General features: G+C 76.4%; 1 pseudogene. It reads right to left on the bottom strand.

What is annotated here, in order from left to right:
- A pseudogene (locus tag B7767_RS44130) lies at nucleotides 1-416 on the bottom strand (MFS transporter); the annotation flags it as partial.

The following is a 416-nucleotide window of genomic DNA, read 5'->3' as shown; positions in this document are numbered from 1 at the left end:
AGATCGTGTTCCAGGCGATCTCACCGGTGGCGAAACTGCCGAGACCGGTCGCGGAGGCGCTGAGCGCGATGCAGCCGGCGATGAGGACCGTGCCGCCGCCGATGGGCAGCGCCCGCCCCAGCCTCGATCCCAGCGCGCCCGCGCCCAGGACGCCCAGCAGTCCGGCGCCCAGCGCCACCGCGAAGACGACACCCACGGTCGGCTCGGACAGGTGCGCCTGGCCGACCCCGATGCGTCCGCTCACGCCCCACAGCGCGTTCTGGGCGAGCGACCACAGCAGCATGGTGCCGGCGAGGACCGTGCCGGAACGCCGGTGCGGCAGCCGGGCGGCGGTGGTGTCGTCGGGCCCGGTGCGGCGCGGACCGGGCGTGCCGGCCGGCAGCCGGGACGTCAGCGGCCACACGGCCAGCGCGGTC

Source organism: Streptomyces sp. 13-12-16 (genome assembly GCF_002114215.1).
Taxonomy (GTDB): domain Bacteria; phylum Actinomycetota; class Actinomycetes; order Streptomycetales; family Streptomycetaceae; genus Streptomyces.
The sequence above is the reverse complement of the archived record's forward strand: the minus strand, read 5'-3'. Positions and strand labels throughout refer to the sequence as shown.